This is a genomic window from Janthinobacterium sp. OK676, from assembly GCF_900103595.1.
Classification (GTDB): Bacteria; Pseudomonadota; Gammaproteobacteria; order Burkholderiales; family Burkholderiaceae_D; genus Janthinobacterium.
Window position 1 is genome coordinate 209,773 of sequence record NZ_FNHA01000010.1, and the last position, 26,029, is coordinate 235,801.

25 protein-coding genes are annotated in these 26,029 nt (G+C 59.8%); 19 read left to right on the top strand and 6 right to left on the bottom strand.

Going from position 1 to position 26,029, the window contains the following annotated elements:
• The first annotated feature begins 27 nt into the window (after nt 1-27).
• The 4 genes from BLU39_RS28315 to BLU39_RS19865 all read left to right on the top strand — a co-directional run bounded on the left by BLU39_RS28315 (nt 28) and on the right by BLU39_RS19865 (nt 3,692).
• On the top strand, nt 28-1,401 hold the full coding sequence (locus BLU39_RS28315) for a hypothetical protein (protein ID WP_139178384.1): 1,374 nt from the start codon (nt 28-30) through the stop codon (nt 1,399-1,401).
• A gap of 509 nt (nt 1,402-1,910) precedes the next feature.
• Complete coding sequence (locus BLU39_RS19855) at nt 1,911-2,417, top strand: hypothetical protein (protein WP_092716050.1); 507 nt, start codon at nt 1,911-1,913, stop codon at nt 2,415-2,417.
• A 443-nt stretch (nt 2,418-2,860) separates the two neighbouring features.
• Nucleotides 2,861-3,247, top strand: coding sequence for a BPSL0067 family protein (locus BLU39_RS19860; protein ID WP_092716052.1), 387 nt, complete (start codon nt 2,861-2,863; stop codon nt 3,245-3,247).
• Nucleotides 3,248-3,257: 10 nt separating this feature from the next.
• A complete protein-coding gene (locus tag BLU39_RS19865; RefSeq protein ID WP_139178386.1) occupies nt 3,258-3,692 on the top strand; it encodes an STY0301 family protein in 435 nt (144 codons plus the stop codon).
• A gap of 45 nt (nt 3,693-3,737) precedes the next feature.
• Here BLU39_RS19865 and BLU39_RS19870 read toward each other — a convergent pair whose 3' ends face one another.
• The 3 genes from BLU39_RS19870 to BLU39_RS19880 all read right to left on the bottom strand — a co-directional run bounded on the left by BLU39_RS19870 (nt 3,738) and on the right by BLU39_RS19880 (nt 7,490).
• On the bottom strand, nt 3,738-3,923 hold the full coding sequence (locus tag BLU39_RS19870; protein WP_232731319.1) for a type II toxin-antitoxin system HicB family antitoxin: 186 nt from the start codon (nt 3,921-3,923) through the stop codon (nt 3,738-3,740).
• 351 nt (nt 3,924-4,274) lie between these two features.
• Entirely contained in the window at nt 4,275-5,855 is a 1,581-nt protein-coding gene (locus BLU39_RS19875) for an isocitrate lyase (RefSeq protein ID WP_092716056.1), read from the bottom strand.
• A 330-nt stretch (nt 5,856-6,185) separates the two neighbouring features.
• Nucleotides 6,186-7,490 carry an MFS transporter gene (locus tag BLU39_RS19880; protein WP_092716058.1) on the bottom strand — a complete coding sequence of 435 codons (1,305 nt, stop codon included), beginning with the start codon at nt 7,488-7,490 and terminating at the stop codon, nt 6,186-6,188.
• Between the two features lie 152 nt (nt 7,491-7,642).
• Between BLU39_RS19880 and BLU39_RS19885 the strand changes: the two genes are divergently transcribed.
• Nucleotides 7,643-8,359 carry an SDR family oxidoreductase gene (locus BLU39_RS19885; protein ID WP_092716060.1) on the top strand — a complete coding sequence of 239 codons (717 nt, stop codon included), beginning with the start codon at nt 7,643-7,645 and terminating at the stop codon, nt 8,357-8,359.
• Here the strand turns inward: BLU39_RS19885 and BLU39_RS19890 are convergent.
• On the bottom strand, nt 8,297-8,641 hold the full coding sequence (locus tag BLU39_RS19890) for a DUF1993 family protein (RefSeq protein WP_092716062.1): 345 nt from the start codon (nt 8,639-8,641) through the stop codon (nt 8,297-8,299). The genes BLU39_RS19885 and BLU39_RS19890 overlap by 63 nt on opposite strands.
• 134 nt (nt 8,642-8,775) lie before the next feature.
• On the opposite strand from BLU39_RS19890, the gene BLU39_RS19895 reads away from it, so the two are divergent.
• From BLU39_RS19895 to BLU39_RS19955, 13 genes are all read left to right on the top strand, one after another.
• Nucleotides 8,776-9,198 (top strand): hypothetical protein, encoded by a 423-nt coding sequence (locus BLU39_RS19895; RefSeq protein ID WP_092716064.1) that lies wholly within the window; start codon nt 8,776-8,778, stop codon nt 9,196-9,198.
• Between the two features lie 70 nt (nt 9,199-9,268).
• A complete protein-coding gene (locus tag BLU39_RS19900) occupies nt 9,269-10,225 on the top strand; it encodes a bifunctional helix-turn-helix transcriptional regulator/GNAT family N-acetyltransferase (RefSeq protein ID WP_092716066.1) in 957 nt (318 codons plus the stop codon).
• A 94-nt stretch (nt 10,226-10,319) separates the two neighbouring features.
• On the top strand, nt 10,320-10,958 hold the full coding sequence (locus tag BLU39_RS19905; RefSeq protein ID WP_035825265.1) for a TetR/AcrR family transcriptional regulator: 639 nt from the start codon (nt 10,320-10,322) through the stop codon (nt 10,956-10,958).
• A gap of 116 nt (nt 10,959-11,074) precedes the next feature.
• A complete protein-coding gene (locus BLU39_RS19910; protein ID WP_092716068.1) occupies nt 11,075-11,896 on the top strand; it encodes an alpha/beta fold hydrolase in 822 nt (273 codons plus the stop codon).
• Nucleotides 11,897-12,044: 148 nt separating this feature from the next.
• Nucleotides 12,045-14,249: a TonB-dependent receptor gene (locus BLU39_RS19915; RefSeq protein WP_198511256.1), complete on the top strand. Its 2,205-nt coding sequence runs from the start codon at nt 12,045-12,047 to the stop codon at nt 14,247-14,249.
• A 123-nt stretch (nt 14,250-14,372) separates the two neighbouring features.
• Entirely contained in the window at nt 14,373-15,368 is a 996-nt protein-coding gene (locus BLU39_RS19920; protein WP_092716070.1) for an extracellular catalytic domain type 1 short-chain-length polyhydroxyalkanoate depolymerase, read from the top strand.
• A gap of 213 nt (nt 15,369-15,581) precedes the next feature.
• The gene (locus tag BLU39_RS19925) at nt 15,582-18,377 is read left to right on the top strand and encodes a type VI secretion system Vgr family protein (RefSeq protein WP_092716072.1); all 2,796 of its coding nucleotides are present in this window, start codon (nt 15,582-15,584) and stop codon (nt 18,375-18,377) included.
• Between the two features lie 18 nt (nt 18,378-18,395).
• A complete protein-coding gene (locus tag BLU39_RS19930) occupies nt 18,396-18,884 on the top strand; it encodes a T6SS effector phospholipase Tle3 domain-containing protein (protein ID WP_092716075.1) in 489 nt (162 codons plus the stop codon).
• Between the two features lie 11 nt (nt 18,885-18,895).
• Nucleotides 18,896-19,045 carry an effector protein Tle3 domain-containing protein gene (locus BLU39_RS29265; RefSeq protein ID WP_157808890.1) on the top strand — a complete coding sequence of 50 codons (150 nt, stop codon included), beginning with the start codon at nt 18,896-18,898 and terminating at the stop codon, nt 19,043-19,045.
• Complete coding sequence (locus BLU39_RS19940) at nt 19,046-20,746, top strand: type VI lipase adapter Tla3 domain-containing protein (protein ID WP_092716079.1); 1,701 nt, start codon at nt 19,046-19,048, stop codon at nt 20,744-20,746.
• Between the two features lie 12 nt (nt 20,747-20,758).
• On the top strand, nt 20,759-21,025 hold the full coding sequence (locus BLU39_RS19945; RefSeq protein ID WP_092716081.1) for a PAAR domain-containing protein: 267 nt from the start codon (nt 20,759-20,761) through the stop codon (nt 21,023-21,025).
• A gap of 85 nt (nt 21,026-21,110) precedes the next feature.
• Nucleotides 21,111-21,785, top strand: a complete 675-nt coding sequence (locus tag BLU39_RS19950) for a hypothetical protein (protein WP_139178388.1) — start codon at nt 21,111-21,113, stop codon at nt 21,783-21,785.
• Between the two features lie 39 nt (nt 21,786-21,824).
• The gene (locus tag BLU39_RS19955) at nt 21,825-22,259 is read left to right on the top strand and encodes a DUF695 domain-containing protein (RefSeq protein ID WP_052755885.1); all 435 of its coding nucleotides are present in this window, start codon (nt 21,825-21,827) and stop codon (nt 22,257-22,259) included.
• Here BLU39_RS19955 and bla read toward each other — a convergent pair whose 3' ends face one another.
• Nucleotides 22,260-23,153, bottom strand: a complete 894-nt coding sequence (gene bla, locus BLU39_RS19960) for a class A beta-lactamase (protein WP_092716085.1) — start codon at nt 23,151-23,153, stop codon at nt 22,260-22,262.
• Nucleotides 23,146-25,821 (bottom strand): hybrid sensor histidine kinase/response regulator, encoded by a 2,676-nt coding sequence (locus tag BLU39_RS19965; RefSeq protein WP_092716087.1) that lies wholly within the window; start codon nt 25,819-25,821, stop codon nt 23,146-23,148. Before BLU39_RS19965 ends, bla begins: the two co-directional genes overlap by 8 nt.
• Here BLU39_RS19965 and BLU39_RS28320 point away from each other — a divergent pair.
• Nucleotides 25,820-26,029, top strand: coding sequence for a hypothetical protein (locus tag BLU39_RS28320; RefSeq protein WP_139178390.1), 210 nt, complete (start codon nt 25,820-25,822; stop codon nt 26,027-26,029). The two genes, BLU39_RS19965 and BLU39_RS28320, sit on opposite strands and share 2 nt — an antisense overlap.

The window sequence follows — 26,029 nt, forward strand, 5'->3', positions numbered from 1 at the left end:
TATTAATAAATAAAAAAAATATTTAAAATGAAAAAATCAAGATTTTTAAACAGGGCAGAATTCGAAGCTAGAACCGCTAAACGAAATCATTTTTCGGCTGTGGATGTTTTGGGATCATTTGACTTTTCAACCGCAGTAATCTACTTAAAATCTCTGAAAATTCGTGACATCGAAAATGCGGGAATGGTTGCTGCAAAATTTGAGCCGAAATGGAATAATGGAAATCCGAATCTTCTTAGTGCGAGTCAGTATGCGTCGTTGGCAAAAGTAAATCCACTTGCAATTCATGAATATACTCACTTTGTTGACTCAACGTCGACACTATGGGGGTTGCGTCATTTGAAATTGATGAGTGAAGCATATAGCTCATTAAGCGAGCCTGAAGCGGGTTATTACAAGGCAAAAATATTTTTCGATCACACTAAAAGTATTCGCTTGCCTTCTTATTACACAGTAATAAATAAGGTCCCTCATGGACGTCAGCCGTGGAGAGCCGTCCCTACAATCGGTAGGATATTTGATAAGAGCGGAAATATTTCCGGACGCAGCGTGCTGTTTTCTCGATTTCTCAATTCCGAGGGTGAATTGATGGCTCGCTCACCCTTGTCCGCTGTATCTATATTGGAAGCATCAGCGATGGCGCAAGAAACACTTGCATCCATTGACTTGTTGAAGCTGACTACTCCTGATTTTAAGATGGTAGAAGAAAGAGAATTTTCGAAAAAGCATATTGATTTCCTTTATTCGCGTGAAGTCACTGAATATTCAGTATGCGTTCATCTTCTTGCGAATAAGATTAATTGCGCAGACGCTGGTATGGCATTTAGTATGTGCGCGCGATTGACTCGTGTCGCTTTAAATTTTCCCAAAGTACTGTTCGAGAAGCTTGCCGAGCAATGCCAGATCTCCAAAATTCTAGGAGTTCCCGATGGGCACGATTTTGTTGTCGCGGCAAGCGATGGCCTTCGTAGTTATGATTTAGGGATAATTTATTTTTTGCTCTGCAATGGACTGCCTGCTGGAGTGAATGAAAGTGAGGAAAAATTTAAAGAGGGATTAAATATTGCAATTTGTTCCCTTGGTGTGAGTGTTGAAGAATATGTGGCCGCCATGAATGCAGAAGGTGAAAGTCTAATTGAAACTATTAGCGCTAGTCCAATCGAGAAAGTAAGAATAATTGCCAGTGCGGGATATGAGAATTTTAGGCGCATTAATTACATAGAAGAGAGACTGGATTTTTCAAAATTGAATGTGCCACCGGCTCTGTTAGGCGATGATAACGTCGTCGCAATTTTTAATAAGGAAACAAATTCATTAAGGGGATTTGATGTTGAGTCATGTTTCTTTGAGCTTGATGACGGCATGTCATGGGTAAATAGGTTCGCGGAGGCATGCCTATGAGTTGTTAAGATGGTAATTCAGGCTGCCCTCTGGATAAAAATCCGGCAAGTTGCCACAGTTATTCCTTGCCGTGGGCCTTACTCAGGCTGCTTCAAACTGTCCAGTTTGGAGCAGAATCAGTGTCCAGTGTGCTGTGAAATGGGTGTCCAGGTTGGCGCGGAAAACGCACGCATGGGACGCGAGCACGGCCTCTTACCTTGAAAAATTGGGTTGGCGGGGCCTTATCATGTGGGAGTACGAGGTCGCGAATCCTGGCATAGCACAAGGGACGGGCGAAAAGATCGCTTAGCTCATCCATCAAGCAAGGTGAGACGCTTTGGACGAGGGACCTATGAATTTATTACGTTATTTATTGAACACGGCACCGGACGAAGTTACATTAGGGGGCGGCGGGGATCTTACACCTTTGGCTTCAAAAGGCTTTACTCTAGGATGCGCCACTACGTACACGCTGGGGAGAACGGTTTGCCCCGGAATCGAGCCGCTGATTCTTAACTTTGATTGATAACATGACGAGAGTACCCAAGGCGCGCCTCGTACTTCAGGACGCGATGTTTGTGCGTGAGAAGTTGGAGAATGAATTAGGCCACATTGAGTGGCGGCTATATTGGGTGCTTGCGGTCGTTCTATTGCGTGCTGTAGGTCACGTTCTGGACAAGGTTGACGGGAGCAATGATCCAGCGGTCAAGTTGGAGGCGAATGCCCTGCACAAGTCGTGGCGTTCAGGAGACGAGAATGCTATTTTCCGCGACTTTATTGAACGTGAACGGAATAGCATCCTTAAAGAGTATGAATCTGAGATCACTGAAGGGCCGGTGCCGATCATGGCCTATTTGCAGCAGCATGATGGATTTGATGTCATCAGGCAGTTTCTCCTTGAAGAGAATATATATCGGCCAATGGGCGCTGGAGCATTCGAAGGCGAGGACGGTCGCACACTTTTGGACGAAGCGATAGCCTGGTGGGCGCGACAACTTGAAGCGGTGGACCGTCGCACAACAACGTCGTCAAGGTGACGGGGGCGAACAGTTTAGAAATGGACCGGACGCGAGAACTGCGAATTCCACAAACGAAAATGCCAACAGGTAATGGTTGGCGTTGCGTGAACGATGTTCTTTGTAACCCAGCGTGGACTCGAACCACCAACACAAGGATTTTCAATCCTTTGCTCGAATGGATATTTTTTTGCACTAATTCATGGTGCTGATAGGTAACTTTTTGATAAGGGCATAGTTTGGGGTATTTTTCAATTCACCATTCGTCGGAATCGGCTATCTTTGCGGCCTGCCAGCCATGATTCAAATCCCCCTCTCCCCATTTTTGAGCAGTACTCGGCATCTGCGGAGCATCCCAGCCCCCCCCCGAACGCCCCAAGCCCCCGCAAACTTTGCCCTTCCTCAACCCCCCCACAGTTTCCCCAATGTATCGTAAGCCTCGCCCACCAACCCCGGAGAGCCCCATGCCCTACACCTACACCAAAGTCGACGACCTGGAAAAAACCACCATGGTGGGCAATCATCAATGCGTCGCGCTGGTCCGCCGCTACGCGGGCGCGCCAGCCACATTGGCCTGGAAGCAAGGGGAGGCCGTGCTGGGAAATCGGCTACTGCGCAAGGGCACGGCCATTGCCACGTTCATCAACGGCAAGTATGCGAATCATCCGCAAGGCAATCACGCGGCCCTGTATATGGGGCAGACCCTGGACGGTATCCTCGTCATGGATCAGTGGACAGGCAAGCGCTTGGGCATCGTGACTTCTCGAACCTTGCGCTCCAAAGGCCAGTACAAGAATGGCTTGCTTATCGATCCCAGCAACAACGCCGACGCTTTTTTCGTCATCGAATAGGGGCGCATCCATGCTACATAAACGTTTTGTGATCAGCGCCGCCTGCTGTATTTTTCCTTGGTTCGCGCAGGGTGCGGTGGTCGCTTCGCTCGCCTGCCCGACGAGCGTGCCTGCTACATCGATCAGCCTGGCTGCCGTACCGTCCGGCTGGACACCGTACATCGACGGCCCCCTTTATCTGAGTGCCGCAGCGCCGATCGATGGTGCACCGGAGCGCAGGGGGCAACTGGTGCCCAGCGGGGAGCGCAAGAGGAAAGGGAAAACGACGCTCAGCTACCGTCTGGATGGCCGCTATCCGGACGGCAAGTGGCTGCAATGCAGCTACGGCGTGCATGGTGAAGTAACGCTGTCGAGGAGACTGGACGACAGTGTCAGCGTTTGCGAATTCACCTACAGGAAAGGCAGCAAGGCCGGGCAGAACGAGATCGATATTGATTGTCGTTAAGTGATTTTGGTACCGGCCTATCGTTTGGCGCAGCTGCAGGCTTCCTCACGATTTACTGTCGAGTGTTTCAAGGTCGAGGTGCACCAATGCCCACATCCCTCCCGCATGCTCGGGATTTGCCTGCAGGGCTACAATCTTGCTTTGCGTGATTTCCATGGGCTCGCCCAATTCCAGCAATGTCTCGATGTGGCTGGTGATGGCGGTCAGGACGTTGCTGAGCGCGTCTTCCACGCTATCTCCCACGAGTGGACGCCTTGGATGTCGGGGACGTTCACGCCGTACACGCTACCGGTATCTTTGAAAATGGCAAGGGGGATATGCATGGCTGCTCCCGGTGATTGAGTTGAGCGTGTATTTCAGCATAGTCAGTGCGATACACGAGTTAAAAATGCAAAAAAGTCGTGGAAGCGTTTTTTTGCACTCAATAGGCAACCCTACCAATCAGGGCTTGTGGCCATGCATGTCGGCTTACGCGTTCCGCTAAGCCGACCTACAAAACAACGGAACCGCTGTCTGCCGGTAGCGCAGACGCAAAAAAGCCCGCCGAAGCGGGCTTTGTCAATGTACAGTCAAGCCAAAAGCTCAGAACTGGTTCATGGTGTTGTCTTTGCCAGCCGCCTTCAGCGCCGCTTCGCCGCTGAAGTAATCCTTGTGATCGTCGCCGATGTCCGAGCCGGACATGTTTTGATGTTTCACGCAGGCGATGCCCTGGCGGATTTCCTTGCGCTGCACGCCGGCCACGTAGCCCAGCATGCCCTGGTCGCCGAAGTATTCCTTGGCCAGGTTGTCCGTCGACAAGGCTGCCGTGTGGTAGGTCGGCAGGGTGATCAGGTGGTGGAAGATGCCGGCTTCGCGGGCCGAGTCGGCCTGGAAGGTGCGGATCTTCTCGTCGGCGGCGATCGCCAGTTCCGTCTGGTCGTATTCCACGCTCATCAGCTGGCTGCGCTCATAGGCCGAGACGTCCTTGCCTGCCGCTTTCATGCCGTCGAAGATTTGCTGGCGGAAGTTCAGGGTCCAGTTGAACGACGGGCTGTTGTTGTACACCAGCTTGGCGTTCGGGATGACCTTGCGGATTTCGCTGACCATGCCGCCGATTTGCGCGATATGCGGTTTTTCCGTTTCGATCCACAGCAGGTCGGCGCCGTTTTGCAAGGAGGTGATGCAGTCGAGCACGCAACGCTCTTCGCCGGAACCGGCGCGGAACTGGAACAGGTTGCTTGCAAGGCGTTTAGGACGCAGCAGCTTGCCTTCGCGCTTGATGATGACGTCGCCATTGCCCAGCGCGTCGGCCGATACTTCTTCGCAGTCGAGGAAGGAGTTGTATTGGTCGCCCAGGTCGCCTGGTTCATTGGTGACGGCGATCTGCTTGGTCAGGCCGGCGCCCAGCGAATCGGTGCGGGCGACGATGATGCCGTCGTCCACGCCCAGTTCCAGGAAGGCGTAGCGGATGGCGCGGATCTTGGCCAGGAAGTCTTCGTGTGGCACCGTGACCTTACCGTCCTGGTGGCCGCATTGTTTTTCGTCGGACACCTGGTTCTCGATCTGGATGCAGCAGGCGCCCGCTTCGATGAACTGTTTTGCCAGCAGGTAAGTTGCTTCGGCGTTGCCGAAACCGGCGTCGATGTCGGCGATGATGGGCACGACGTGGGTGACGTGGCCGTCGATCTTGGCCTGGATGGCTTGCTTCTCAGCACCTTGAGCCGCGTCCAGCTGGCGGAACAGGCCGCCCAGTTCGCGGGCATCGGCCTGGCGCAGGAAGGTGTAGAGTTCGCGGATCAAGCTGGAGACGGCGGTTTTTTCATGCATCGACTGGTCTGGCAGCGGGCCGAACTCGGAGCGCAGGGCGGCGACCATCCAGCCGGACAGGTAGAGGTAGCGGCGGTCGGTGCTGTTGAAGTGCTTCTTGATCGAGATCATCTTCTGTTGACCGATGAAACCGTGCCAGCAACCGAGCGATTGGGTGTACTTGGATGGGTCCGCATCGTAGGCGGCCATGTCGTTGCGCATGATCTTCGCCGTGTACTTGGCGATGTCCAGGCCCGTCTTGAATTTGTTCTGGGCGCGCATGCGGGCGGCGGACTCGGGATTGATGGCGTTCCAGGCGCTACCTTGTTGGTCTTTCAAACCGGCAACAGCCTTGATGTCGTCTTGATATTGGGACATGTGTATCTCCTAAAGAAAAACTAAGTTTGAGAAAATCGTCGAGTGCGCCGCTGTGTCGATGCGAACTGCATGACTAAATAGTAGGCTTATCCGTGTCGATGTTCAAGTCTTATATAAGACATATAACTTAAATTTATTCCTTGTTTTTCAATGGCTTAATTATGTATTTTCATGATATGAAATGAATTTTCAAAAAGTGAGAGGATTTGTGGCTGAGTCTGCTGTCTGAAGTTTCGCGATGTGAAACGCCTTTTCAGATTTTGGTGCAGCGCGACAAATCGGGGCCAAAAAAAAGCCACCCGAAGGTGGCTTGACCGGCAGGCGGCTGATCTAACGTCCCACGGTCTGTCGCTGATCCTTGATGAACAGCGCCGTCAGCATGCCCACCACGCACACGCCGATCACATAATAGGCGGGGCCCAGCACGTTGTTTTTCAGCATCAGGGTCACGACCACGGGCGTCAGGCCACCGAAAATCGCGTACGACAAGTTATAGGAAAACGACAGCCCGGAGAAGCGTACCTGGGCCGGGAACGCTTGCACCAGCACGTAGGGCACGGCGCCGACGACGCCGACGAACAGGCCCGTCATCGCGTACAGGGGCAGCAGCAGGTCGGGGCGGCTGCCGACGGTGGTGTAGAAGATATACGTACTGATGGCCAGCAGCACGGAGCCGACGAAGATCACGCGCTTGCCGCCCAGGCGGTCGGCCAGCATGCCGGCGATGATGCAGCCGAAAGCCAGGCACAGCGTCGCCACGGTATTGGCGACCAGGGTGGTGCGCGGCGCGATGTGGTGGATCTTTTGCAGCAGGGCAGGCGTCATCAAAATGACGACGACGATGCCGGCCGACAGCATCCAGGTCAGCAGCATCGATACGACGACGGCGCCGCGGTGGCTGCGCAGCACGGATTTCAAGGGCATTTCCGTGGCCAGGGCCTTGCGCTGCTGCATTTCCGCAAACACCGGCGTTTCATGCAGCCAGCGGCGCAGATACATGGCGCCGAAGCCGAAGATGCCGCCCAGCAGGAATGGATAGCGCCAGGCGCCATCGGTGATTTCTGCCGGCGTGTAGACGGTGTTCAAGCCCGTCGCGACGAGCGAGCCGAGCAGGATGCCGACCGTCAGGCCGGCCGTCAGCACGCCGCAGGCAAAGCCCGTGTAGCGGCTCGGCACGTGTTCGGACACAAACACCCAGGCGCCCGGCACTTCGCCGCCCACGGCCGCGCCCTGGAAGATGCGCATCAAGAGCAACAGCAGCGGGGCGGCCAGGCCGATGGTGGCATACGTTGGCAGCAGGCCGATCAGCAATGTCGGCACGGCCATCATCAGGATGGAGAGAGTAAACATGCGCTTTCGGCCCAGCAAGTCGCCGAAGTGGGCCATGACGATGCCGCCCAGCGGACGCACGACGTAGCCGGCGGCAAAGATGCCGAAGGTTTGCAGCAAGCGCAGCCATTCCGGCATTTCCGGCGGGAAGAACAACTGGCCGATGGCGTTGGCAAAGAAGACGAAGATGATGAAGTCGTAGAATTCCAGCGCGCCACCCAAGGCGGCCAGCGACAGGGTTTTGTAGTCTTGTTGGGTGAGGGGACGGCTAGCGGCGTTGATTGCGGCGGTGTTGGAAGTAGGCATGTGTCTCGTTCTTGTGTGTTATCGGAGATTGCCAGAGCTAGCATACGCATTTCCGTCGCGTGAGTAAATGCGGCACGTAGGGGGAGCAGCCTCAGCTGTGCTTAATACAACGCCGCTATCATCGGCGTTGACTTCATTGGAAAGGACACAGTATGCACATCATGATCGTGGGCGCCAGCCGGGGCTTGGGACGCGCGCTGGTGGACGGTTTGCTCGCGGACGGACATGCCGTCATCGGCGTATCGCGCCAGCAACCCGCCGACTTGCCTGCCGGCCAGGGCACGCAGCTGCAATGGATCGCAGCGGACCTGGCGGTACCCGCCGAGGCCGTCGAACGCATCGCGCGCGAAGCGCCTGCCGCGCTGGACGCCGTGATCTACAACCTCGGAGTGTGGGAAGAAAAGGCCTTCAGCGACGAGTATGCTTTCTTGGGCGATGCGGACGACGCCATCGTCGACATGGTCAATACCAACATCACGGCGACGATATTGCTGCTCAAGCGTCTGGTGCCCCGCTTGCTGACCAGCAGCAAGCCGCAGCTGATACTCACGGGCTCCACGTCAGGCCTGCGCCAGAGCGGCCGCCCGGAAGTGACGTTCAGCGCGTCTAAATTCGCGCTGAACGGCATCGCCGACGCCTTGCGCGAAGGTTTCCGCGAACAGGGACTGGCCGTGACGGCGTTGCAGCTGGGCTATTTGAATACCTATGATGGCTTGGCAGTGCCGCTGGCGGACGCTGCCGCGCGGGGTGAAGGCGAGCTGATTCCCGTGCATGACGTCGTCGCCGTTGTGCGCATGCTGCTGAGTTTATCGAATGCCTCGTTTGTGCGCGAACTGGTGATGCCGGCGCTGCACGACGAGCGCTTTTAGGCTTTTCGCCGGAAACAGTGCCCTGGCTTGCCGCAGGTTGGCGGGCGTGGCGAGCAGGGGCAGCGCTTGCCGCGTCAGCCGGCACGCGGCTTCCTGCGCCTGGGTACGCGTGAATTCCACCTGCCGCGCCAGGGTGTGCATGTCGGGCGCCAGGCGCGCGTCGAGCAGGTTTTGCGCATCGAAACCCAGTGCCTGGGCGCGTTCTTGGCTTTTAGTTAACAGCATCGTCAGGGAGCGCGGCATCTGTGCAAAGCAGGCGATGGTGATGGCGTAGACCGACATGGATTTTCTCAGGTAAAGGGGCGAGAGCGATGCCGGCAGTATGCCCGGCCCAGCCGCGTTTCAGCGTGCCGCTTGAACATGCTACAGTCCGCCTTTGCCGCCGGCATGGAGCGGCTTTGCCTGGATCAAGATTGATGCCCACCTGGACTTCCCCGCCGCAACTCGTCGCCCTGGCCGCCTTCTATGCGCAGGCGCAAGCCCATCCTGAAACAATCAGTGACGCTGCCTTCCTGGACAAGGTGAAAAACGCCCACTGGCCCACCAATTGCTGGAGCTATGTGGAAGCGTCGTTCGCCATCATCGCACCCGCCTGCCTGCTGCGTCCGCATTTGACTGCCGAGCTGATCGCCATGCCCATCGACGCCATGGTCGCTGGTGGCCTGGACGATGCGGGGCAAGTCATCGCAATCGGCCTGGCCTGCGCCACGCGCGACGCGCCGTATGTGGCGGTGAGCGAGGAGGGCAGGCGCTGGCTGATGCAGGTATGGCCGGGACTGGGCGAACTGGCCGAGGCGGTATTCCAGGCCAGACTGCAAGCGGCGCTGGAAGAGGACTAAGCCAGCGCTTGACCTGCAAGACAGGTTTACGTTACGGTATACGTAACTACTTACATATATCTTGCTAATCATGTCCTCCACTCTGCAAACCTACGGCTCCCTGATGCTGGCCAGCCGCCTGCGCCGTCTTTCCGATCAACTGTATGCCGGTGTCGATACCAGTTATGTGGCCGCCGGCGTCGAACTGACGTCACGCTGTTTCCCCTTGTTATTGCTGTTGCGCGACAACGGCCCCACGTCGATCACGGCCCTGGCCGCGCAGATCGGGCAGACGCATCCGGTGGTGGTGCAGCTGGGACGCAAGCTGCTCGATGCCGGCGTGGTGGCGGAGATGCCGGACGCCAAGGACGAGCGCCGCCGCCTGCTGGCGCTGTCCGATGCCGGGCTAGCCTTGTTGCGCGACATGGCGCCGCTGTGGGACGACGTGCGCGCGGCCGTCGATGCCGTGTTCGAACAGGGCACGCCGCAGCTGATGGCCAGCCTGGACCGGGCCGAAGCACGCTTGCAGGCGCAAGGCTTTGGAGAGACCATCGCCGCTTGCCGGCGCCAGCGCGAGCGGGCCGCCGTGGAAATCATCGATTACGCCCCCGATTATGCGCCCGATTTCAAGCGCCTGAATATCGCCTGGCTGGAACGCTATTTCTATGTCGAGGCACTCGATGACAAGGTGCTGTCCGATCCGCAAAGTTCTATTCTCGACGCTGGCGGGCAGATTTTCCTCGCGCGCCTGGACGGCAAGATCGTTGGAACGTGCGCCCTGATCCGCGCCGGCGATGGCAGCATCGAGTTGTCGAAGATGGCCGTCACGCCCGAATGCCAGGGTCTGGGCATCGCGCGCCGGCTGATCGAACGGGCTTTCGACGCCTTCGAGGCCAGCGGCGCGCAACTGCTGTTCCTGGAATCGAACAGCAAGCTGGCGCCCGCCATCCGCCTGTATGAAAGCAGCGGTTTTACCCACGTGGCGCGGCCGGCCGGCGACGCCCATTACCAGCGCGCCGATGTCTACATGGAGTGGCAGGGCAGGTAGCACATTTGAACGCACCCATCGGCCGTCTCCCGCGTTACAATACGCGCACCCATAACGGAACCACGGTTCCACTATCGAGAGACGCCGACGCCGCATGCCTTCCTTTCCGATGCCCTTCCCGCAGATGATCGTTCCCCCTGAGCCCACCCAGGCGCGCAGCAAGCAGGCGTTCGAGCGCCTGCTGCAGGTCGGTGAACAGTTACTGGCGGAAAACCGTTTCGATGAAATCGGCGTGGCCGACCTGGCCAAGCTGGCGGAAACCTCGGTGGGCACGTTTTACCGTTTATTGGGCGACAAGGACACCTTGAGCCGTTTGTTGCTGCAGCGCTTTTTTTCCGACATGGTGGAAAAGGTCGAGACGCTGACGGAGCTGCGCCAGTGGGAAGGGCGCAGCCTGGAAGAGTTCATCCGCGCCATGGTGGCCATGTTCGTGGCCGTGAATGGTGGGCGCAGCGGCGTCTTGCGCGCCTTGATCACGCGCGCGTCGCAGGATGCGCAATTTCGCGACAGGGTGCATCAGATCAATCATTTGATCTCGCAACGCACGGTGGCCGTGCTGGCCAGCAAGTCGTCGAGCATCCGCCACCCGAACCCGACACAGGCGATGATGGTGGTGCCGCCCGTGCTGCTGGGCATCCTGAACCAGCACACCCTGACGGGCTCGCTGTCCTTTTTGTCAGGCGCGGCGCTCGAGGATGAACTGGTGCGTGTTGCTTTAAATTACCTGACTTGAACTATTTAGCGATTTAACTTGAAATCGGAATTCGGATTCCGTATTATGTTTTCCAACAGCGGGAAAACATATTCCTGCACCTGAACACAAAGCATGTTCAACAGCAAGGAGACAGAATGCGGCGTCACACGACATCCGATGTTCCATTGCATTACCTCGACCTGGGTCTCGGCACTGAGACGGGGCAGGGCGAGCCCGCGCAGTCAGAGCCCGTTTTCTTGCTGCACGGCCTCGGTTCCTGCGCCGAAGACTGGCGCCCGCAAATCGACGCTCTCGGCTGCAGCTATCGCCTGATCGTGCCCGACCTGCGCGGCCATGGCGCCAGTCCCACGCCCAACGGCGACTGGCAGATCGGCGACTTCGCCAATGACCTTTTCAACTTGATGGACCAGCTCGACGTGCCGCGCGCGCACATCGTCGGCTTTTCCCTGGGCGGCATGGTGGGCCTGGAAATGGCCAACCGCGCCCCCGGACGAGTGGCCAGTTTGTGCCTGATCAATTCCCAACCGTTCCAGGGCAGCAAACCGGTCGCGCTGCTGTTCGCGTACTGGCTGCGCCGCACGGTGATCGCCACTTTCGGCCTGAAAACCATGGGCAAGATCATCGGCAAGAAACTGTTTCCCGATGCTGCCCAGCAAGCGCTCGCCGAACGCTTCGCCACGCAAATGGCGGGCATGGACAAGCGCGCCTACCTGGCCGCGCTGGACGCCATTTTCCACTGGGATATCGACATTCATTTCCAGGCCCTGGCCATGCCCGTCTTCATCATGGCGGCGGACCAGGATTACACGCCCGTCGCCAGCAAGCGGGTCTTTGCCGCACAGTTTCAGCATTGCGAGATCGAGATCATCGCGAACTCGCGCCACGCCACGCCCCTGGACCAGGCGCAGCGTGTGAATACCTTGTTGCAGTCCTTCCTCACTATAAATTCAAAATAAACAGGCCACTCGCCGCACGGGCCGAGGGCCGGGAAACAGTCATCGCAGGGCAGGTGCTCGCATTGCGCGCGCGGGTACCGTTACGTCTTGCGATCCTGGCATCCGGCCGTCTTCCCTGGCGGTAAGCAAGCCTGACATTGGAGACGCTATGAAACTTGCTTTGAAATTGATGCCCGCCGCCCTCGCCGTTGCCGGCGCGTTTGCTACCCAGGCACATGCGCAGGATGGCAGCCCGGCCACCGCCGCCACAGCCCAGGAAGCCAGCGATGCGAAAGAACGCATGGAAACCGTGACGGTCTCCGCCCGCCGCCGCGAAGAACGCCTGCAGGACGTGCCGCTGGCCGTCACGGCGTTTTCCGCCAAGGCCCTGGAACGGGCGAATATCCAGAACCTGGCCGACTTGCAGGAGCGGGTGCCGAACCTGACCGTGTACGCGTCGCGCGGCACGAATACCACCTTGACGGCTTTCATTCGCGGCGTGGGCCAGGCCGATCCCGTCTGGGGCGTGGACCCGGGCGTGGGCATTTATTTCGACGACGTCTACATGGCCCGGCCGCAAGGCGCGCTGCTCGACGTGTTCGACGTGCAGCGCATCGAAGTGCTGCGCGGCCCGCAAGGGACCCTGTACGGCAAGAACACCATCGGCGGCGCCATCAAGTACATCTCGCGCCCCTTGGCGAAGGAAAATGGCGCGTCGGCGGAAGTGGGTATCGGTAACTATAACCAGCGCAATTTCAAGGCCGCCTTCAATCTGGCCAACGAGAGCGGCACCTGGCGCGCGCGCCTGGCGGCCGCCAAGCTGGACCGCGACGGTTTCGGCCGCAACACCTTCAATGGCGAGCAGGTCAGCGACCAGGACAGCACGGCCGCGCGCCTGTCCGTCGGTTACTTTCCGCAGGATATCCCTTTGACGGTCGTGCTGAGCCTGGACGCCACCGATGACAAGTCCGGCGTGCGCGGTTTCCAGCGCATGGGCGTGAGCGCTTTCGACCCGCTCAAGCGGCCGGCCAGCACGGATGCGTACGATATCCAGAGCGGCATGCCGGGCCATAACTTCACGCACAACCGGGGCGGCTCGCTGGTGGCCAACTACACGCTCTCGAACGACTGGTCCGTGAAAGTGATCGGCGCCAAGCGGCGCAGCACGTCCGAGCAAACCATCGACTTCGACGGCTTGCCGCAGCCGATTGCCGACGTGTTCGGCGACTCGCGCGACGAGCAGAAGAGTCTGGAATTGCAGGCCTCGTACAGCGGCGACTACGGCGCCGGCGTGATCGGCCTGTACCGCTTCGAAGGCACGGCCGGCGGCGGCATCTACAATAATTTCCTGGGACGCCAGTTCACGGCCGCCGTCAGCACGGTGGAGACGGACAGCACGGCGCTGTACACGGACTGGACCTGGCCGCTGGGCAAGGTGTGGAGCATCAATGCAGGCTTGCGCCACACGCGCGAGGAAAAGCGCGCCGTCGTGCTCAACCGCGCCTTTGCCGACGTGGGTTTTACGCGGCCCATCCAGACGGCGGCCGACTTCGACAAGTCGCTATCCGTCAGCAATACCTCGCCGAAACTGTCGGTGCGCTACGAAGCGTCGAAGACGACGAATTTCTACGGCAACCTGTCGCGCGGTTTCAAGTCGGGCGGCTACAACGTGCGCGCCAACAACCTGGTGGTGCCCGATTCCGCGCGGCCGTACAAGGATGAAAAACTCGATGCGCTGGAAATGGGCATGAAGTACGCGGCACCGGACGATACGTTCGACGCCAACGTGGCCCTGTTCTACAACCGCTACAAGGATATCCAGTTGTCCGTGTTTACCAGCTATGTGCAGCCGGGCGGCGTGCCGGGCTTCTATGGCGACTTCACGAACGCGGGCAAGGCGACCGTGAAAGGCGCCGAGTTCGAATTCTCGTGGCGGCCCAACCGCCAGTGGGAAGTCAACGGCTTTCTCGCCCTGCTGAACGCCAACTATGACGAGTACATGAGCGGCGGCAAGAACATCGCGGACACGCAAAAGTTCAGCAATACGCCAGCCCGGCAAGTGGGCTTGAATCTGACGCGCACGGACCGCGACGTCTTCGGCGGCGCCTTGCGCAGCATGGTCGGCTATGGCTACCGCAGCAAGGTGTATCCGACCACAGACTTGAGCGAAACCCTGGCGCAGGGCGGCTACAGCATCTGGACGGCTGGCGTCGTGTGGGAAGCGCCGAAGAACTGGACCTTCAGCCTGCACGGCAGCAACCTGGGCAACAAACGCTATCGCACGGATGGCTACAACATTCCCGCCGTGTTCATCCTCGACGGTTTCTACGGTCCGCCGCGCCAGATCATCGCCAAGGTTGGCTATAAATTTTAAAGTTCTTCACTGCCGGGGCCGGACCCGTCGGGTCGGGCCTCGCCGGTCGGAAGTGCCGGCTTGACGGGCGTCAAGCCGGTTGTTGTCGCTGTTTTCGTCGTGAATAATAATCAGGAGACTGGCATGGCACATCTGCATCAGCAACTGCGTCACTTCTTATCTGCACTCGTCGCCGCCTGCGGCTTGCTGGCCGCGCTGCCGGCTGCCGCCGGGCAGTGGGACTTCGGCCTGTACGCGAGCCTGTGGGGTTCGCGTGAATACCAGGTCTGGCTACCGAGCAATTACAATCCGAACACGCCGCTGCCCGTCGTGCTGATGCTGCACGGCTGCGGTTCCGAGCCCAACAGCATGGCCGCCGTCAGCCGCTACAATCAGCTGGCCGACAGCGAAAACTTCATCGTCGTCTATCCGCGCCAGAACGCCACGGCCAACCCCATGCGCTGCTGGAATTTCATGTTGCCCTTGAACCAGGAGCGTGGCACGGGCGAGCCGGCCGTACTGATGGGCATCTTGAACAAGGTCAAGAACCAGTATGCGGTGCAGGATAGCCGCGTGTATGTGACGGGTATCTCGGCGGGCGGCGCCATGGCGTCCATCATGGCCGCCTGTTACTCGGACGTGTTCGCTGCCGTGATGGTGCATTCGGGCGGCATGTACAAGGGTGCCATCGGCCTGGTCACGGCCGCCGACTCGCTGTTCAACGGCAGTTCATTCGATCCGAAAGTACGCGGCAAGGATGCGTGGCGCTGCTCCGGCTCGCCGCGCCGCCTGATGCCGACGATGGTATTCCACGGCACGTCCGACATCGTCGTCAATCCCGTCAACGGCGAGCAAACCATCGAGCAATTTCTGCAGACCAGCGACTACGGCGACGATGGCCTCGACAATGACAGCGTGCGCTACCGTGCCGACAGCATCGTGCGCCAGACGGTGCCGTACGGCCGCAGCTACTCCATCGACTCGTACCTGCGCAACGGCGCCGTCATCGCGCAAAAGTACACGGTCGAGGGCATGAACCACGCGTGGAGCGGCGGCCCTCCCGGCTGGCCCTTCAGCGATGAGCTGGGTCCGGACGCCACCGTGATCAGCTGGAATTTCTTCAAGAATTATCAGCGCTGATGGCGTGAGAAACTTGCAGCTTGGACCATGGGGCGCAGCGATTGCGCCCCATTGTGCTGCTCAAGGCCCGTGCTGCTGGCCAAGCGGAAAAGGTTGATGGAAGTATTGGGTATCTTGGCGGATTCTTACTAAATATCAAGTATTTCCCTGTCATCCCATGGCATTGTCGGTTCTCCAGCTTGACTAGAGGCAAGTGTGAACGAGGAGAACGCCATGGACGGTGACGAGTTGATATCGGGTGCCCAGCGTCCCTTGCGCCTGCGCCTGGGTGTTTCGCCCAAGGTGCCCGCAGATGTGTTGATACCGCAGCGCATTGCCGGCAGAGAGGCGATATGTGGCGGCCTCGAATACCGCGTGCTGTGTGTCTCGACACATGCCGACTTGCCGCTCAGTAGTTTGATTGCCTTGCCCGTCGCTATCGATATCGTCACTGACCAGGGGCAGCTGCGCAGTATCTGCGGCCTTGTCACGCAAGCGAGCGCCGGCGACAGCGACGGCGCGCTGGCCAGCTACCAGCTGGTGCTGACGGATGCCTTCGCCATCATGGAAAAGCGCTGCAATACGCGCGTCTTCCGGCGTCTGACGGATATCGAGATCGTCCAGACTTTGCTCGACGAATGGATACGCAACAATACCGTGCTGGCGCATGCGTTTCAGTATGTGTTTGCCGATTTCTTCGAAGCGCAGACATATCCGCAGCGCGAGTTTGTCATGCAGCACAATGAGTCGGATGCGGCCTTTGTGCGGCGCCTGCTCAAACGCAGCGGCGTCGCCTGGTTTTTCCGTGCGGAGGGCAATACGGATGCACATGCCGAGCCGGCGCATACCTTGGTGTTGTTCAACCATGCCGACGGCTTGCGAAAAAACATGGCGGACACCGTGCGCTATCACGCGGACCGGGCAACGGAAGAACGCGACACGCTCACCTCGTGGAGCGAAGTGCGCAAGCTACAGTCGGGCAAGGTAACGCGCCATAGCTGGAATGAAGAACACCCGCGTGCGCGGCCGTTCATGGCCGCCGATGCCTTGGGACGGGGGCAGCAGGGCATGCATGGCAATGCCATTGCCGCCACGCTTGATGATTACCGCGTGCTGCCACCGCGCGCGGGCGTGGACCATGAGGCGTTGTGCCAGCTGGGCATGCTGGCCATGCAGCAACACGATTACGAGAGTCATTGCTTTCATGCCGAAGGCAGCGTACGCGACCTGTGCCCGGGCGAATATTTTACTCTGGCCGAGCACCCCGACATTGACACCTTGCCAGCGGTAGAGCGCGATTTTGTCATCACGTCGCTGCGGGTGGCGGCGCAAAATAACTTGCCCAGGGAGCTCGCCGCCAGAGTGGCACGCTTGTTCGCGCGCAACCGTTGGCTGGACGATGAGGGCGTGCTGCAGCAGCGCGATCTGGCGGCCGAAGTGGACGGTGGCGCCCTGCGCATGCATATTGAACTGACTGCCGTGCGGCGCGGCGTGCCCATCGTTCCGGCCTACGACACACGCATCGACCTGCCGCCAGTTCCCATGCAAAGCGCCGTGGTGGTGGGGCCGGCCAATGAGGAAGTCCATTGCGATGCGATGGGCCGTGTCAAGGTGCGCTTCCCCGCTACGCGCAAGGTCGACCACGAGCATGCCGGCGGCACGGGCACTTCCGACACGGACGCCGATTCGGCCTGGGTAAGAGTCGCGTCGAGCTGGGCGGGAAGCGGAGCCGGCAGCATGCTGCAATGCGGCTATCTGGGTTTGCCCCGCGTGGGCAGCGAAGTCTTGCTGGCCTTTCTCGGTGGCGACCCGGACCGACCCATCATCGTGGGACAGTTGTACAACCACAGCGCCCAGCCGGTTGCCTTGAGCAAGGCGGGGGACCTGCCCGGCAACCGTTATTTGTCCGGCATCAAGAGCCGCGAGATCAAGGGCACGCGTGGCAATCAGCTGCGCTTTGATGATGTCCATGGGCAAATCAATGCCCAGCTTGCCAGCGATCATGGTTCCACCCAGCTCAACCTGGGCTGGCTGACGCAGGACCGGCGCAACGGCCAGAGCGACGCGCGCGGCGAGGGTGCCGAAATGCGCACCGACGAGCAGTTGGCGATGCGGGCGGGCAAGGGCATGCTGATCTCGGCCTGGAAGCGCCTGAATGGCGATGGTAGCCACATGGCGCGCAGCGAATATCTGGGCCTGATGGAAAACTGCCTGGAACTGTTTCGTTCGCTGGGCAGCTATGCCGCGACGCATCAGGCACTGGAGCAGGAAGAGCAGGCGCAGCAGGAATTGCAGCACAGCTTGAAAGGCTGGGAAGGCGGCAGCAATACGGAACCCCATGCCGAACTGGGCGGTGCGCCGGTGATCGCCGTCACGGCGCCTGCCGGCATCAGCTTTGCCAGCTCTAAAGCCATTGTCAGCTATGCCGTCAGCAATATTGATATGGTGGCGCAGCAGCACCTGCAAGCGGTGGCAGGCCAACGCTACAGCGTGAACGCGGGCAAGGGGATCTCGCTGTTTTCCCACGCGGACGGCATCCGAGCCATCGCGCACCATGGCAAGTTCCTGCTGCAAAGCCAGCATGACGACATGGAACTCAATGCAGGGAAAAACCTGAAGCTGACGGCCAGCGACGGCAAGCTGACGGGTATGGCTGACGAAATCGTACTTATCTCCAAGCACGGCGCTTTTATCCGCATCGCCGATGGCATTACCTTTGGCAGCAAGTCGCCGCTGAACTTTAATGCGCCCAACTTCGTCTTCAATGACCCGCAAAGCATGGAGGTGCAATTGCCAAGTTTTGCCGAGGGCAAGGCCGATCAGCAGTTTATCTTTCAATATGAGGGCGATGAGCATCCCGCCGATGGCGTGCCGCCAGCACCTCAACTGGCGCCGCAGGCGCACTTTGCCGTAAAGCTGGGCGATGGCTCGTCCGCCGGTGGACGCAGCGATGGAGGCGGCAAGACGGACGTGCTGGAGCGTGCAGCGATGCACCTGGCCGCCATCGAAGTGTTCAACAACAAGGATTGATGACGCCAGGAGAGTGCGATGGGCAGCTATCCGAAAATACCGTACGTCGTGGGCGAGGACGTGGCGATCCTGCATTGCGAGCGCAGCGTGTGCAAGAAGGTAAAAATACGCCGCAGCCTGCCGGGCAATATCATCGTCATCCATGGCGTCAATGACGTGGGCGTCAGCTACAAGGCGGTGGAAGATGGCCTGTGTACCGGCCTGGCCGCCAGGCTGGGACGACCATTTACGCCGGCCACCTACCGCATGCCCGTGGCGGCGGACAAGGACAAGCTGGAAGACGATCCAGACGCCGTCTTCTTCAAGCGCACGATCACCAAGGATACCAACAGCCCCGTGATTCCTTTTTACTGGGGCTACCGTGAAGTGAAGGACAAAATCGACATCGTCAATGGGCAGTTTGTTGACCGCTACAGTAACCGCCTGGACAAGGATTTATCCAAGGAAGGCGGGCCGTTTGGCAACGCCACCAGCAGCTTGCCCGACATGTGGCGTCCGGGTATCTAACCGCGTATGACGTGGCGATTGGTAGCGGCAAGGCTAGTTCGGATCCGCAGTTTTATGCGTATTTGTGTGCGGTGGCGGATTGGCGGGTGAAGGACTTGAAGAGCAACGAAAAAGGGCGCAATGGAATACTGATAATAGTGACCGAAAAAAAAGAAAAATAAATGGATTGTCGTAGCCCCACTGGTAAGAACTTGCTTGGACCGATTATTGTTTCTCCAAAATTGCAGGAAAAAAAGGTGATAGCCATGATGACGCTTCGTTGGTTGGGAATATCGATAGTTGTTGTATTTTTATTCTTTGGGTTGTTATGGCTCAGCGCTTTATCAAAGAGCCAGGCGCGTGAAATTGCCTCACAATTGCAGGAGAAACAGCCAAAGAAAGCTGTGGAACCAGGGCAAGAGTATGTATTGGAAGTGATCGGATTGGGTGTGACGCTGGATAAATACCGCCAGGGAAAATTGTGGGAAGCCTTACAAAAAGGAAGTGCTTACACCAGCATACGTGAACAGGATCCCAAGAAATACCCATGGACGGGAGACGACAAGGACGGGGAAGGCGGCGGCCGGGCCTATGATGCGCTGGAAAACGGCGTTAATTTTACGCCGCTGTATTGGGGATTACCATCGTTCTATGCAGGTACACCCATTCTCGACCCGGCAGCACAACCTAGCTTGATTGAGCCGATGGCGGGACTCGTGGCTGGCGCTGGCACGTCTGGCATGGCTTGGCACTTGTTTTCGATTGCTTCCTGGAAGCTGGATGAGCATCCTGACCAATTGCTGATTGATGTATTTGATTTTTTCGACAAGCATCCCGACGTACCCTACGTCGTTTTGCATTCCGAGGACAGTGTTGGCACGCGGGATGGCAACCGGAAGCCAGGTACGGCAAGGAAATTGGTAAACGGGTATTTCATTCCGGATATGCCTGATGCCACGGCAGTATTTATCCTGGCGCGCCGCGAACGAGTAGAACCGTTGCGCCCTTTTGTCTGGGACGACCCGGAGAATAACTTCGTCCAGGAAAAACTGCGGGGGATGTATTACGAGGTCATGCAATCGCTGCCCTCGCGCGCGAAACAGCAGCGACCTGAAGCCTTCAGCGAACGTCAACCCACCGTCGCCGAATGGCTCGCCGCCGCGGCCGCGTTCGCCCAGCGTCCCGATATTCGCGGCGTGGGCTTGCATACCTTCGATAAACTCAATCCCTGGGAAAATCGTCCTCCGCGCGACTGGAAGCCAACGCCGTGGTTTCCCATTCCGTGGAACCGGGAACAGATGGAAACCTTCGACCGCCTACCCTCGTTCGGTTTCGTGCATCGGCCCGTATTCGTCAAATTGACGGATGAAGAGGGCAAGCCCGTCACGCGGCGTGATCAGCGCCAGAAGATATTCAATGCGGGTTGGCAACAGGCGCTGCAGACCTTGCCGGAAGCCGAACGCGGCAAGGGCCCGTCGCGCATCGTGGCCAGCACAGGCAAGCAGCCCGAGCAGTTGCTGATGCTCGAAGGTATGTTGCATGACTATGCGTCACAGGGCGGTCCGGAAATCGACAGCAGCAAAAGTACGCAGTTCATCAATACCGATCATCGCCTGGGCAATACCGGCGCGGCCACCTGGTTCATGCAGATGGCCATCGGCGTGATGGGCAGCTATCGCGATGGCGGTGCCAGTGCCGCGATTAATTTGCGCGACAGCAATGAGGCCAGCATCATCTTTATTACGCCGCCATCGGACGCAACGCGCAAGCAACAGGATGCCGGTGGCGACATCTTCCGCAGCCGCGTCACGCCGTCCGTTGATCCGGCCAACTATGCGGCACCGTCGGTGGAAGCGATTCTGGAAAGCCAGGCGGGACAATAATTCGGAGGCAGCATGCGCAAAGTCATCCGTTTGGGCGACGCCACGTCGCATGGCGGCAAGGTGCTCAGTTGTGCCGCCACGCATTTTACGGTCAATGGCATTGCCGTCGCCTGCGTCGGGGACTTGTGCAGCTGCCCTATCAAGGGACATCAGGGCTGCAAGATCGCCAGCGGCTCGTCCCGGCACAGCATCAACGGCATCGCCATCGCCTTCGAAGGCGACACCACCACTTGCGGCGCCAAGTTGCTCGCAGGCGGCGTCAACTTCCGCACGTCCTGACGCGGTACGCTCCAGGTATTTCCTGCTAACTATATAATCTGCGCTTGGACGATACCCGCCCTTGAACGTCGATTGAAGGAATACCATGCCAGGATCCATGCCAGCTTATTTCGTGCGCCCCTTGGCGCTGTGTGTCATGTCGGCCGCGTGCCTCTCTGCCAGTGCCGCCGAGGCGGTGGCCGTGGATGCGCAGCAGCGCGCGTCCCTGCTGGAGTTTTATGCGCAGCAATATCCGGGCGAGCCGGCTGCGCGTACCGTGTTCGAGAGCGTGCCCGTGGTGGGCGGACGCGGCAGCGAAGTGGTGGGCAGCGTGGAAACGTCGCCGTATCGCGGCCATGGCGCGCTGTGCCGGACGCAGCGTACCAAGTTCGTGCTGCACGGCGAGGGCAAGCAGGCGCGCTGGCAGGAAGCGGGGATGGAGTATTACGCCTGGCTCGACCGTGGCACCTGCCGCGCGGTGGCCGAACCCGTGCGCATGCTGCAGCGCGTGCCCGATGCGGAGCTGGAAGGCGTGTTGTTGTACCAGAAGCCGCTGCTGGAGCGGGCGCGGTTATTGATGGCAGGTAATACGGCCTGCGCGCCATTGCGGGCACTGAAGTTTTCGCTGGCGGCCGTCGACGTGGGCGCCGCCGCACCGCGTGCCGAAGAGCGTTATGCGCTCGTGTTCAAGAGCGACCGCGACAGCTACGCCCGCGTCTGGCTGCGCAAGAGTGGCGCCCAGTATGACGCGTGGAATGTGACTTGCCCGCCGGTGCTGTAAGCTGCGCACCCTCGATTTATTTTTTTGACTGTTGCAACCATGAACGAAAATTCCACTTCCGCCCGCAGCTGGGGCACCATCGTCACGCATAGCGACGAGATGGCCATCATCTATCGCTATGTCGATACTTTCCATGACGACTGGGACCTGTCGTCGCAGCCGGACCGCATCATCATCGCCTGGCGTTACGAGGACGAGACGGGCATGCCCGCGCCGAACGAGCGCGAGCATATGGAAGAACTGGAAGCGGCGCTGGCGCCCGTGGTGGAAGAGGACGGCTTCGCCACCCTGGCGCTGGTGTCGACCGGCGAAAACTTGCGTGAATGGATTTATTACACGCAGTCGGGCGAGGAATTCTTTAATCGCCTGAACACGGCGCTGGCGCCGCGTCCCAAGTTCCCGATTGAAATCCGCAGCGCCGCCGACCCCGCCTGGTCGACGTATGCGGGGTTTATGGCGGCACTGCCGAAGTAATTACACCAGCGCGGCCGTCACGATGCGCGTGGCGGCCGTGATGATGTCCTGGTTGGTGTCCGCTTTTTTCTGTTCGCGCGTGTAGTACACGGCGATCACGAGCGGCGCGCCGCTGGCCGGGTAGGCGACGCCGATATCGTTGACGCTGCCATACGCGCCCGAGCCCGTTTTATCGGCCACTTGCCAGCCGGCTGGCACGCCGGCACGGATGCGCTTGTCGCCCGTCGTGTTGCCGCGCATCCAGGTGTCCAGTTGCTGGCGCTGCTGCGCCGGCAAGCTATTTTCCAACAACAATTGCTGCAAGCTGTGCGCCATCGACGCGGGGCTGGCCGTGTCGCGCACTTCGCCTGGAATGGCGCTGTTCAATTCCGTTTCCCAGCGTTCCAGCTGGAACACCGTATTGCCGATGCTGCGCGCAAACGCCGTCACGGCTTGCGGCCCGCCTAGGAGTTTCATCAAGAAATTGGCCGCGCTATTGTCGCTGTACTGCAAGGTGGCGGCGCACAGGTCGGCCACGCTCATGCCGTCGGCCAGATGCTTTTCCGTGATGGGCGAATAGGTGACCAGTTCTTTTTTCTCGTAACGCACGTGCTGGTCCAGCAAGCCCGGCTGGCTGACGCTGCGGGCCAGCACGGCACCCGCGAGCATCGCCTTGAAGGTGCTGGCAAGGGGAAAGCGTTCATCGGCGCGATAGGCGACGCGCAGCTCGCCGCCGTGGCGCCAGGCGGCAACGCCGAGGCGTCCGCCAGCGGCTTGTTCCAGCGCTGCCAGCTGCATCTGGGCGGTGGCGATGCTGGTGGCGGGCGCGGCAAACAGCAGCGGCGCCGGGCACAGCAGGGCGGCGCCGCCGGCCAGCACGAGGTTGCGGCGGACGTGGTTCAGGGATTCAGTCATGGTCTGTCGATGCTTTCGGAGTGGAAAGGGTGGCCAGCAGTTCGCCGATGGCGAGCAGGCTGGCCGGTTTGGTCAGATGGTGGTCGAAGCCAGCTGCGCTCGACTGGCTGCGGTCGTTTTCGGCGCCCCAGCCCGTCAATGCAACGAGCACGACGTTGGCGCCGGCCGGTATCCGGCGCAGCGCGCGCGCCACTTCGTAGCCGTTCATGCCGGGCAGGCCAATGTCGAGGAAGATGACGTCCGGTAAAAATTGCGGCGCGGCTGCCAGCGCCTGCGCGCCGTCGTGGGCCACGTGCGTGACGTGGCCCATCATGTCGAGCACGGCGGCGAGGGTGTCGGCCGCATCGACATTGTCATCGACCACCAGCACGCGGAAATGGCGGCTGCTGGCGGAGCTTGCGGCGATGGCCGGTTCGGTGGGCGCCTTGGGTTCCACCGTCAGCAGGGGCAGGCGCACGCTGAAGGTGCTGCCCAGGCCGGCGCCGGGGCTGGCCACTGTCGCGCTGCCGCCATGCAATTCGGCCAGGCGCCGCACGAGCGACAGGCCGATGCCCAGGCCGCCCTGCGCCCTGCCCATGTTTTGTCCCACTTGCGTGAACATGTCAAACACGGTCGTGATCGATTCAGCGGGTATGCCCACGCCACTGTCCTGGACTTCGATCAATGCCTCATGGCCATCGCGTAATGCGCGCAAGCTGATGTGGCCGCCGGCTGGCGTGTACTTGGCGGCATTGTTGAGCAAATTGCCCAGCACTTGCGCCAGGCGCGTGGGGTCGGCCTCGAGCGGCAACGGGTCTTCAGTCAGTTGCAACTGCAACTGGTGGCGGCCGGCCTCGATCAGCGGCATGCTCGTTTCCACAGCGCCGGCAATGATGGTTTTCAAGTCCGTGCGTTCGAGCTTGAGCTCAATCTGGCCCCGCGTGATGCGAGCCACGTCGAGTAAATCATTGACCAGATGCACCATCTGATTGACTTGCCGTTCCATCACGTCGCGCACGCGCGCCACGGTGGCGGGCTTGTCGGCGGCCAGGCGCATGATCTGCAAGCCGTTACGGATGGGGGCGAGCGGATTGCGCAGTTCGTGCGCCAGGGTAGCGAGGAATTCCGTCTTGCGCCTGTCCATTTCGGACAGGTTGTCGGCCAGCTGGCGCAATTGCTGTTCCGAGCGCTTACGCTCGCTGATGTCGCTGAACAGTACCGTCAGCAGGCGGCTGCCGGGGCCGCCCAGGCGCGCGGCGAACACCTCGAACCAGCGCTCCATGGCCACGGCTTCGTTTTCGTAGCGCACGGGTTCGCCCGTCTTGACGACCTGGTCGTACAGGTCGAACCAGTGCTGGTCGTGGTCGGGCACGAAGCTGCGGATGGTCTTGCCGATGGCGTTTTCCAGTCCCGATTGCTTGACGAAGGCCGGGTTGCCTTCCAGGTAGCGGAAATCGACGGGGCGGCCTTGCTCGTCGTACAGCATTTCGATGACGCAAAAGGCCTGGTCCATCAGCTCGATCAGGGTGCTGTAGCGTTCCTCGCTGCTGCGCAGCGCATCTTCCACCTGTTTCTGGCGCGTGATGTCGAGCAGGACGCCGGGCAATTGCAAGGGCGTGCCATCGGGCGCATATTCCACGCGGCCCCGCGCGATGACCGAGCGGTACTGGCCATCGCCGGCGCCAACGCGGTAGCTGGCCTCGAACGGCGTGTGCGCGTGCAGCGCCTCGCTAATCTGCGCGCTGACTTGCTCGCGGTCATCGGGATGGATGATGTCCAGGTAGCGCGCCAGCGGCGCCGCCGTGGCCGCATCGGCATTGACGGGGAACAAGCGGGCCATATTGCTGTCGGCCGTGACCCGGTCGGCAACGATGTCCCAGTTCCAGGTGGCCACTTCGCCGGCCGCCAGGGTCAGGCGCAGGGTTTCCTCGTTCTGCTTGCTGGCAGTCAAGTCGAGCGAGATGCCGGACAGGGCGATCACGTTGCCCGCGCCATCGCTGGCGCAAGTGCCGCGCATGTGCGCCCAGTGCAGCGAGCCGTCGGGCCAGCGTACGCGGATGTCGATTTCGAAATCGCTGGCGCTGGCGATGGCCGCGTGCACCGCCGTTTGCCATTGCTGCTGGTCGCCGTCGAGCATGGCGCCCGTCAGCTGCGCGTAATCGATGTCGCTGGCGGGCGGCAGGCCCAGGTTGGCCTTGAAGGCATCGGAACCGACCATGCTGCCGCTGCCCAGGTCGATCTCCCACGTGCCCATGCGGCCGCCCTGCATGGCCAGGCGCAGCCGTTGTTCTGTCTGCCGTTGCTGCGTCACGTCGCAATGCGAACCCAGCCATTCAACGATGCTGCCGTCGGGCGCCAGCACGGGCAGCATGCGCACGATCATGTTGCGGTAAGCGCCGCTGACATGGCGCAGCCGGTATTCCGCTTCGAACACGCTGGTCAGATGGGACGGCATGACGTAAGGCAATTTGCGGTCGTCCGGATGCAGGGCATTGAGCCAGCCGCGTCCCAGCAGTTCGGCTTCCGTCTGGCCCGTGAAGGCGCGCCAGCTAGGCTGGTCGGCATCGAAGTGGCCGAAGGTTTTCGTGCTCCAGACGATGTCGCAATGGGCGCCCAGCAACAAATGCGCGGCCTGGGCGGCGGCAGGGGAGGAGTAGGTGTCGTGGCTGTGCTGGCTCGGTTCTGGCATGGATAGGGTCGGCAATGGTGCAGCGCGCCGCCGCTGCACTGAAATGTGGCAGCACGGCAAGAGCAAGTACGGCGATATTACAGTCAAATACCCGCTTGGGCCTGTCTTGCAGGCGCATTTTCAGCGCTTTGCCAAAATGGCGGCGCCAGGGCTGAAAGATAGGCAAAACAACAAACGGATCGCCGTACTGTGGCTGAATAACCACTAG